This is a genomic window from Candidatus Acetatifactor stercoripullorum, from assembly GCF_944382095.1.
Classification (GTDB): domain Bacteria; phylum Bacillota; class Clostridia; order Lachnospirales; family Lachnospiraceae; genus Acetatifactor; species Acetatifactor stercoripullorum.
The window spans coordinates 18,795-27,578 of record NZ_CALWMU010000041.1; the positions used below are offsets into that span (position 1 = coordinate 18,795).

An 8,784-nucleotide genomic window follows, 5' to 3' on the forward strand; every position below is an offset into this window, starting at 1 on the left:
TCTTGATCCGCTGCACGGAAAAAAGGAAGGCCCGATGAAGCCCAATGTAATTCATTTTGGAGGGCTTGTCAAGGGTATTATGCAGGTTCTTAAGAAACTATTGCACATATTTTTCCAGCACATTGTTTACAGCGCCAGGGCCCTTGAGCATTTCGGAAAAGTATTTTTTTACCAGCCCGTCCATACCGTTTGCAGTCAGGTCCACGCCGAATATCTTTTCGTTGGCAAGCAGTCCGTCCAACGCGGATAAATCCGGCTGTGCCTGCCCCAGGGAAAAGCCTGACACGTAAGGGGTGACGCTCTCCAAAAGCGGATCAGGGCTGAGTGCAAAGGGGCTGCCCTGGTCATCCACGCCCATAAGATATCTGAGCCATCCGGCAAACACCAGAGGAATATACTTTAAATCCGCTGTATCCAGGGAGGGATTTTTTTCGTAGGCTTTTATGGTCTCGCCAAAACGGATAGCCAGCTTCTGAGAGGTGTCTGTGGCTATGCGCTGCGGAGTATCAGGGAGAAAGGGATTGGGGATGCGCACATTCACCACCTCATCGATAAAGGCCTTTGGCTCGATGATGCCCGGGTCTACCACCACGGGAAGCCCCTCCTTGTAGCCAATTTGCTCCACCAGTTTCTTTAACAGGGGATTTTTCATCTCCTGGGAAATCAGGGTATAGCCCAAAAGACAGCCAAAGATGGCAAGGGTGGTGTGAAGGGGATTTAAGCAGGTGCAGACCTTCATTTTTTCCACCTTGTCAACAGTTTCCCTGTCCGTAAAAATGATTCCTCCCTTGTCAAGAGGAGGCCTGCCATTTGGAAAGCTGTCCTCGATCACCAGATATTCGCACTCTTCTGCGTTTACAAAGGGGGCAATGTAGGTGTTTTTGGAGGTGACCACAGGATCAAGCTCTTCCAGCCCGTCTTCCTTAAGAAGCGCCTCCACCCTGGCGTCCGGTCTTGGGGTGATTTTGTCGATCATGGTCCAGGGGAAGGACACAGACAAGGGATTTCGCACATAGGCGCTAAAGCCTGCCTCAGCAAGCCCTTTGTCACACCAGGCATCTGCATAGGCCGTCACGGCGGCATAGAGCTTGTCCCCGTTGTGGGAGCAGTTGTCCATGCTGACCATTGCAATGGGGAGCTTTCCGTTCAAATATCTGGCATAGAGCAGCGAGACAACCTTCCCCAGATAGCTGTCAGGCGTCTGGGGCCCGGAGGCGAAATCCTCTGAGACGGCGCTTAGAAGCCGGCCTTTTGCGTCTGTGAGCGAGTAGCCCTTTTCTGTGATGGTAAAGCTGGCCATCTGTAGGGAGGGAGAGGAAAAAATCCGTTTCAGCGCTGAAAATTCAGCCTGATTTTTACTGTCTAACACATAGGAGCGCATGATGCTTCCCACCACTGTTTTTTCCACTGTGTTGTCTGCCTTCAGCGTGGCAAGAATGCTCAGATTATCGTGGGGGCGGGAGCTTTTTTCAATGATTTCATAATCGTAGCCCTCTGCGGCAATGAGACCTGTGTCCATGACGCCTTCATTTAAAAGAGTCTGCAGCACATTGGCCTGAAAGGCTTTAAAAATGTTGCCGGCTCCGAAGTGAATCCAGACAGGCCGCTTTTTTGTATTTTCTGCCACCTGACTGTAATCAAAGGCAGGAAGTCTGTAGCCTGCTGCCAGAAAAGCATCCCGATCCTTTTTTATTCCTTCAAGCGTAAGTTTCATATGACATCCTCACTTTCTGATAAAGCTTATTATCTCTCTCTCAGGCCTTTTTATGCTGCTTTTCGATGGCCTCCCAGAGGCCGTTTAAATAGGCTGCACCCAGGGCTCTGTCGTACAGGCCGTAGCCGGGCATTGCCTGCTCGTCCCAGATCATCCGGCCGTGATCGGGACGAATGGGCCCGTCAAAGCCAATGTCATAGAGAGCCAGCATGATCTCATACATATCGAAGGAGCCGTCCCTTGACAGATGAGCAGATTCTTCAAAGTCCGTAGGGGAGTTAAATTTTAAATTCCGCACATGGGCAAAGTGCAGCCTGCCCTTTAATGAGCGGATCATGTCGGGCAGATCATTTTCCAGGTTGGTGCCGTAGGAGCCGGAGCAGAAGGTGACGCCGTTATGAGGATTGTCCACCATTTTCATCATGCGCAGAATATTTTCCTTGTTGATGATGATTCTGGGAAGTCCGAATACGCTCCAGGCAGGATCGTCCGGATGAATTGCCATGTTGATATCATATTTGTCGCATACGGGCATGATCTTTTCCAGAAAATATTTCAGATTGGCAAAGAGCTTCTCGCTGTCCACATCCTGGTAGAGAGTAAATAATTCCTTTATGTGTGCCATGCGCTCAGGCTCCCAGCCGGGCAGAACGGTTCCGCCGGCGTCCTTATTTATGGAGTGAAACATTTCCTCAGGCTTTAACGCGTCCACTGCCTCCTGGGTATAAGCTAATACTGTGGAGCCGTCAGGGCGGACTCTTGCTAACTCCGTTCTGGTCCAGTCAAATACAGGCATGAAGTTGTAGCACACCAGATGGATGTCCGCCTGTCCCAGGCGCTCCAGCGTGGTGATGTAGTTTTCAATATATTTGTCTCTGTCACGGGTGCCGGCCTTGATGGCGTCGTGAACGTTGACGCTTTCGATGCCCGCAAGGGTAAGTCCAGCGTCCTCAATCTCCTTCTTTAAGGCAAGAATGTCCTCGGTTTCCCAGACCTCTCCGGGGGCCGTGCCGTAGAGGGTGGAAATTACTCCTGTAACCCCGGGAATCTGCCGGATTTGTTTTAGGGTAACCGTGTCGTACTTGCTGCCGTACCAGCGAAATGTCATCTGCATTGTAAAATCCTCCTTTTTACTTTGTTTTGTGTTGCAGGAAACACATTTCTTAATAGTAAGTATAACAAAGTAAAAATGCCTGAAAAGAATATATATTGCTTGAAATAGTGCAAAAATTGCTATATAGTAAAAACAGGAAATGTGGGAATGAAGAGAAGGAGAGAAAAGCCGTGGAATATGACATTCATCAGGGAGAAAAGCTGGAAAACCGCATCAGGCGGCTGGAGGCGTCCGACGAGCGCCAGTATATGATCAATGAGAATTACGAGGTTTACGAAAAGCAGGGAGCGCCTCTTGGGGCCATTGCCTTTCACTATCACAATTTTTATGAGATTTTATATGTACTGGAGGGAGAGTACTCCGCTATGGTGGAAAATCAGACCTATCATCTGCACAAGGGAGATTTCCTTTTGATCGACCAGAATGTGATGCACAAATATCATTATATGGAAAAAAAGCATGACAGCTCTAAACGGATTATTTTGTGGATTACAAGACAGATGCTGGAAAAGCTTGGAGAGGGGGACATGGAGCTTGCTGCCTGCTTTGAGAGAAGGGATTCCTGTGCCTACCATTTCCCGGTATATTATGAAGAGCTGCTGCGGGGTTATCTGCTGAAGCTGTCTATGACACAGATACCGGAATCCCGCCTGCCGGGGGAAAAAGCGCTGCTGGACAGGGGCTGCCTGATTTTGTTTTTTACCTATTTGAATTTATTGTGCAGGAAAAGAGAGTATTTGTTCAAACAGGAAAATCTGGTACAGCATCCCCTGGCAAAACAGGTGGGCAGCTATGTAGAAGAACATATCGGGGGGAAAATCACGGTGGAGGAGCTGGCGGAGCAGGTGCACATGAGCAAATATCATTTTCTGCGCAAATTTAAGGAGCTGACGGGAGTGACCGTCCATGCCTTTGTCACGGATAAACGTCTGATCAAGGCCTGCAGGGCGATTTCGGAGGGAATGAATATCTCCCAGGCTTATCAGGCGGCCGGCTTTTCCGATTATTCCTCCTTCTTACGCAATTTTAAAAACGCCTACGGGATTTCCCCCGGAAAATACAAGGATTTTTATCCGGACAGTTAAGAGGGATTTGGCTTTTCCTGGCTGGAGGAAGCTTCCTCGATGAAGCTTGCAATGGCCTCCCGGTTGTCAAGCTGCAGCTTTTCCAAAATATGGGTCACATGCTTTTTTACGGTGAATTCCGAGATGCACAGCTCCTCAGCCAGCTCTTTGTTGGTGCCTCCCTGGCCGATCAGGCGGGCAACCTCGGCTTCCCTGTCGGTGAGGCCCTTGGAACGAAGCAGGAAATAGATTTTCTGGTCCTCTGGTCCGCGGTCCGGCTGCTCCTTTTCATCACTGACCGTCTCCAGAGCGGTAAGGGACTGACGCAGCCGCATCTGGAGAGGACTTAAGAGAAGGGCGAAGATCAAAGCGTACAAAAGGCTTAAGCATCCCAGGGCAAGGACGGGGCCGATGGTGGAGGGCAGGTCTAGACGGTACAGCATGGAAATGACGCCTATCAAAAACAGTATGCCGCCGGACAACAGTGTGGTCTGGACGCCGTGGCGCATGGCGTCCAGGCTTTTTTGCAGCTCGGATTTTGAGTGAGGCTTGCGAAAGCCGAAACCCATCGCAAGACCCTTTAGAAAATCACCTGCAGTTTCTGTCCCCAGAAGGGATACCAGGAGCAGCATGAGCATAAAAAGAGGCGCCGGGCCTTCGATATAGCGCGGCAGAGTACCGGAAGGGTTTACGTTTGGGAGGTCTGTGTACAGCGCGGCAAAGAATAGAAGGATAAGATATCCCGCAATGGTTAAAAGCTTCATAAAGAGTCCCTCTCTTTCCAAGATTTTATTTTTTGTTCTGATTTCATTTTAGCATGGGACTGACCCACATTCCATGCCACCGAAGTGCAGGAGGGTAGTATTTTTGTACTACCGGGAAAGGGAGTATGGACAGCTCACTTTATTTTAAATGGAAGGATGCCGAAAAATAAGTAAGAAATGGATTTCCAATTTATATCTCAAGGAGGATGGAACATGAAAATTAATGCGGCAGGCACAGTGAATGCAAATCTGCAGACAACGTATGGAATCGGGCAGGGAGCGGATTCTTACAGCAAAAATATCCAGAATCAGATCGCAGACGCACAGAAGGCCTTACAGGAGCTTTCTTCCAACGAAAATCTGACGATGGAAGAAAAAAGGCAGAAAAGGCAGGAAATTCAGCAGGAGATTGCAGACCTGAACCGGCAGCTGAGGCAGCACCAGATAGAACAAAGGAAAAAACTGCAGACGAAGGACTCCTCTGCAGAAGATCTGCTTGGCGGGGGAAGTCAGACACAGAAAAAATCTGCGGATGCCCAGGGAATATCCGACGCAAGTATGCAGGCAATTATTTCTGCAGATGCTGCTATGGGACAGGTGCAGGTGCAGTCACGGGTGAAAAGCAGCCTTGAAGGCAGAGCGGGAGTATTAAAGGCTGAAATTAAACGGGATGCAGGCGCAGGCGGGAACACAGAGGCCAAGGAGGCGGAGCTTGCAGAGATAGAGGAGAAAGCAGGCAATGTTACAACGTCCCAGATGAGCGCACTGTCTGAGATCAGCAAGAATCTGGAAGAAGCTGCCAAAGAGGATGGGGAGGCGGATAAGAAGGAGAATGCAAAAAGCCCATCGGGAGAAGCAGAGGAAAATCCGGCAGTCCATGATCATGTGGATATTAAGCTTTAAAAAAGGGAGGCTGCCATTATGCCATAACTTTTCACAATCATCAAAATGAGGTGGTGAGATGATGAAAATGGATGGGGTTGAGAATAGTTTGTCGAGTGTTCCAAAATACTTCAACAAAAGAAAGCGTATATCACTCAACAGAAAGCAGCCGTCCGGTATTTGATGTTTGGGCATAAATAGAAGTCAGATAATTAAGTGACTGGCAGAAAATGTGAAAAGTTTGGAGGGTAATCATGATATCAGTAACAGATGTAAACGCAGCAAGCCAGCTATTGACCTATTCAAAGCAGGCAGAGGCGGCAAGGCACCAAAAAGCAATACAGATATTGCTTGGAGCAGGAAATAATAAAAACAGGATAGTTTAAGCATTTCTGAAACGGCCCGGAGCTTTTCGAGAGAATCCATTGCTGCCCTGATAGATAAAAGCGCAAACGTCTCTGCAGGTGAGTTGACGTTTTATTTTGCAAACTATCATAATTCAAGAGCTATTCTGGATGAAATCAATTTTGGGGAGAATGTTTCCTGTGGGTATAATCCCGATTTTAAGGAGTATGGTGTTATTTCCTTTGACTATAATGGGAGCAGACAGGTAGTACCCAATTATGCGGTGCCGAAAATTAACACAGGCGTTTTGTCCGGCATTCGTGCTGTAAACAATTCTCTGGTTCTGAACAATAAAAGCTATTATTCATGGACAACAGCAAGCGGCAGCAGATACCCGTGGACTGTCAATAATGGGCGGAACGGCTGGGCAGCTTCAGAATCACTGCTTGCAGAGCATACCGGTCAAAAAATAGTAATGTCTATTGAAGTAAAAATAATTTAGCGGCAAAATAGCGTTACCAAAATTCGTGCACTGCACAGAAATAAGGAGTGATATTGTAACTGAATTTAGAGGCAGAGGAGATGAGATAAGAATTTATCCGTTGTCCTTTGCAGAGTTTTATGCGGCTTTCGATGGAGATTATGATGATGCCTGGGAGGAGTATATGATATATGGTGGATTGCCGCAGGTAGCACAATTTTCCGTGGAACGCCAAAAGGCTGAGTATCTAAAAAATATTTTTACCAATGTTTATATCAAGGATGTGGTAGAGCGTAATAAAATTCAGAATGTTGATGAAATTGAAACATTGGTTGATATTCTTGCCTCTGCCATAGGTGCTCTGACCAATCCAACTAAGATATCAAATACTTTCAAAAGTGAACGAGGTATCAATTACAGCAATAAGACCATATCGAACCATATTGATTATCTGGCAGAGGCATTTTTGATTTCTAAAGCAGGCAGATATGATATTAAGGGGAGAAAATATGTGGGAGCAAATCTGAAATATTATTTTTCGGATGTAGGGCTTAGAAATGCCAGGCTGAATTTCAGACAGCAGGAGCCTGCTCATATTATGGAGAACATTGTTTATAATGAGCTGCTTGTGCGCGGTTACAATGTGGATGTCGGTATTGTGGATGTATTTAATTCACTCCGAAATATTCCGGATTCATTTAAGAAGATCGTTATCGTAAATGGAACGAAAAAGCCCTGGAGAAATGATGAAGGCTTTGTAATTATGGGTATGAAGTATTTCCTGTTGAACGTAGATAGTTTGGAATTTTAATTACAAATTTCATCGCATCAAAGAAAGCAAAAGAGAATGATGACTTTCAGGAGGCTGCATGCTATAATAATACAAGATTTTTGCGGCAGGAATGTAGGAGGAAGGTGAGAGAAGCATGGAGCCGTTTCATCCAAAGTGGCAGGAATATGAAATTATGCACGGAAGCAGGAAGGTCGCTGCTGTCCGCAGAAATGGCATGTGCCATATTTATATGGAGGAGCTGCTGCCATACAATTTATATTTGGAGCAGGCCGCCGAGGAGGATATAGACGGAAGGATACAAAATCTGGACAACTTTTATCATTGGTGCGCTTCCCGCGTTCTGACACTGGACAGAGAATATGCCAAGGAAATCTTAAATAGTATTGGCGCCACACAAGCTGCTACGGACAGAGAACGGGCCCAGATCGCCCTGTCTTATCATTGTTTATCCCTCATGGATATTTTTTGGACAAAGGAAAAGGATGAGAGGCAGAGCTTTGCCGAAATTAATTTATATGAAAACCATTTGGAATCGGCTTTTGTGGACGTTTCCCTCAGAGGCAGGCAGATGACCATACAAAACAGGCATCTGATAGCGGATGATTTGGGGACTCAGGGCTGCTATCCCAAAGCATGGGTTAGAAAGCCGGACGGCTTCTGGCTGCTGAAAAACGGGGGATTAGAACCTGTGGAGCACGAGCTTTTGGCAAGCAGGATAGCAAGATGCTTTCGGGTAAATCAAGTGGAGTATGAAGCGCTTTTTTATGATGGGCAGAAGGTGTCTGTCAGCAAAATCATCACGTCCCTGCAGCAAAGCATTGTGCCTATGGAATACTTTGAGGTTTATGCAGCCAACCATGAAATGAGCGCCTTAGAATACATTTTACAGCTGGACGGGTATTCCTACTATATGATGAATATTATAGATTATTTAATAGGCAATACAGACAGGCATTGGGGAAATTGGGGGCTGCTCGTGGATAATAGAACCAATCGTCCCCTTCGTCTTTACGATTTAATGGACTTTAACAAGGCGTTTCAGGCGTATGACAGTCTGGAAGGTTCTAATTGTCTGACCACTGTATCGAAGATGACGCAAAAGGAGGCGGCAGTGGAGGCCGTTAAAGCAGTAGGGTTAAACCAGATGAAAGAAGTGGATATGACCTGGTTTGACGATGCGGCGGAAAGAGAAATGTTCCAGAGACGGCTTAAGCTGTTAAAAGCCCAGGAAAATTGCAGATAAAGAAATTTTCAGTGTAGGGAGCTGGCACGCGAACGATTCGTGTGCCGGCTCCTTTGCCATGCCGCTTCTTAATCCGGCTCTGCGATGCGGGTGACTCCCACATAGATATCGGATATCTCAAACCAGGTGGCGTAATCGGTGACGCCGGTCTGGGGGAGGTTAAAAATTCCCTGGAAGGTGCGCACAGCCTCAGCAGTGGCGGGACCGTAGATGCCGTCCGCCGCAATGGCAGGGATGGCGGGATAGTTGCGTGCAATGCGGTTAAGCTGGTTTTGCAGCTGCAGCACCTTTTCCCCGGCGGAGCCTATGGTGAGATCATAGCCAGGCCAGGAGGAGGGCACGCCGGAGATCATTTCTGCAGTGTTAATGTACATATCATCCCCG

General features: G+C 47.3%; 9 protein-coding genes and 1 pseudogene. 6 read left to right on the plus strand and 4 right to left on the minus strand.

Going from position 1 to position 8,784, the window contains the following annotated elements; translation table 11 throughout:
* Nucleotides 1–97 precede the first annotated feature (97 nt).
* Nucleotides 98–1,714 carry a mannitol dehydrogenase family protein gene (locus SHK35_RS11585; protein WP_318709897.1) on the minus strand — a complete coding sequence of 539 codons (1,617 nt, stop codon included), beginning with the start codon at nt 1,712–1,714 and terminating at the stop codon, nt 98–100.
* 40 nt (nt 1,715–1,754) lie between these two features.
* Entirely contained in the window at nt 1,755–2,828 is a 1,074-nt protein-coding gene (gene uxuA, locus SHK35_RS11590; RefSeq protein ID WP_318709898.1) for a mannonate dehydratase, read from the minus strand.
* A 170-nt stretch (nt 2,829–2,998) separates the two neighbouring features.
* Here uxuA and SHK35_RS11595 point away from each other — a divergent pair, with 170 nt between their 5' ends.
* Entirely contained in the window at nt 2,999–3,913 is a 915-nt protein-coding gene (locus SHK35_RS11595; protein WP_318702680.1) for a helix-turn-helix transcriptional regulator, read from the plus strand.
* Here the strand turns inward: SHK35_RS11595 and SHK35_RS11600 are convergent.
* The gene (locus SHK35_RS11600; protein WP_318702679.1) at nt 3,910–4,656 is read right to left on the minus strand and encodes a helix-turn-helix transcriptional regulator; all 747 of its coding nucleotides are present in this window, start codon (nt 4,654–4,656) and stop codon (nt 3,910–3,912) included. The genes SHK35_RS11595 and SHK35_RS11600 overlap by 4 nt on opposite strands.
* Before the next feature lie 213 nt (nt 4,657–4,869).
* Between SHK35_RS11600 and SHK35_RS11605 the strand changes: the two genes are divergently transcribed.
* From SHK35_RS11605 to SHK35_RS11625, 5 genes and pseudogenes are all read left to right on the plus strand, one after another.
* Complete coding sequence (locus SHK35_RS11605) at nt 4,870–5,559, plus strand: FlxA-like family protein (protein WP_318709899.1); 690 nt, start codon at nt 4,870–4,872, stop codon at nt 5,557–5,559.
* 233 nt (nt 5,560–5,792) lie between these two features.
* Complete coding sequence (locus SHK35_RS11610) at nt 5,793–5,924, plus strand: hypothetical protein (RefSeq protein WP_318702677.1); 132 nt, start codon at nt 5,793–5,795, stop codon at nt 5,922–5,924.
* A gap of 83 nt (nt 5,925–6,007) precedes the next feature.
* Complete coding sequence (locus SHK35_RS11615; protein ID WP_318709900.1) at nt 6,008–6,385, plus strand: hypothetical protein; 378 nt, start codon at nt 6,008–6,010, stop codon at nt 6,383–6,385.
* 40 nt (nt 6,386–6,425) lie between these two features.
* A pseudogene (locus tag SHK35_RS11620) lies at nt 6,426–7,175 on the plus strand (ATP-binding protein); the annotation flags it as partial.
* A 115-nt stretch (nt 7,176–7,290) separates the two neighbouring features.
* Nucleotides 7,291–8,400 (plus strand): hypothetical protein, encoded by a 1,110-nt coding sequence (locus tag SHK35_RS11625; protein ID WP_318709901.1) that lies wholly within the window; start codon nt 7,291–7,293, stop codon nt 8,398–8,400.
* A 68-nt stretch (nt 8,401–8,468) separates the two neighbouring features.
* Here SHK35_RS11625 and SHK35_RS11630 read toward each other — a convergent pair.
* A partial coding sequence (locus SHK35_RS11630; RefSeq protein ID WP_318709902.1) for a peptidoglycan-binding domain-containing protein occupies nt 8,469–8,784 on the minus strand: 316 nt, incomplete at its 5' end.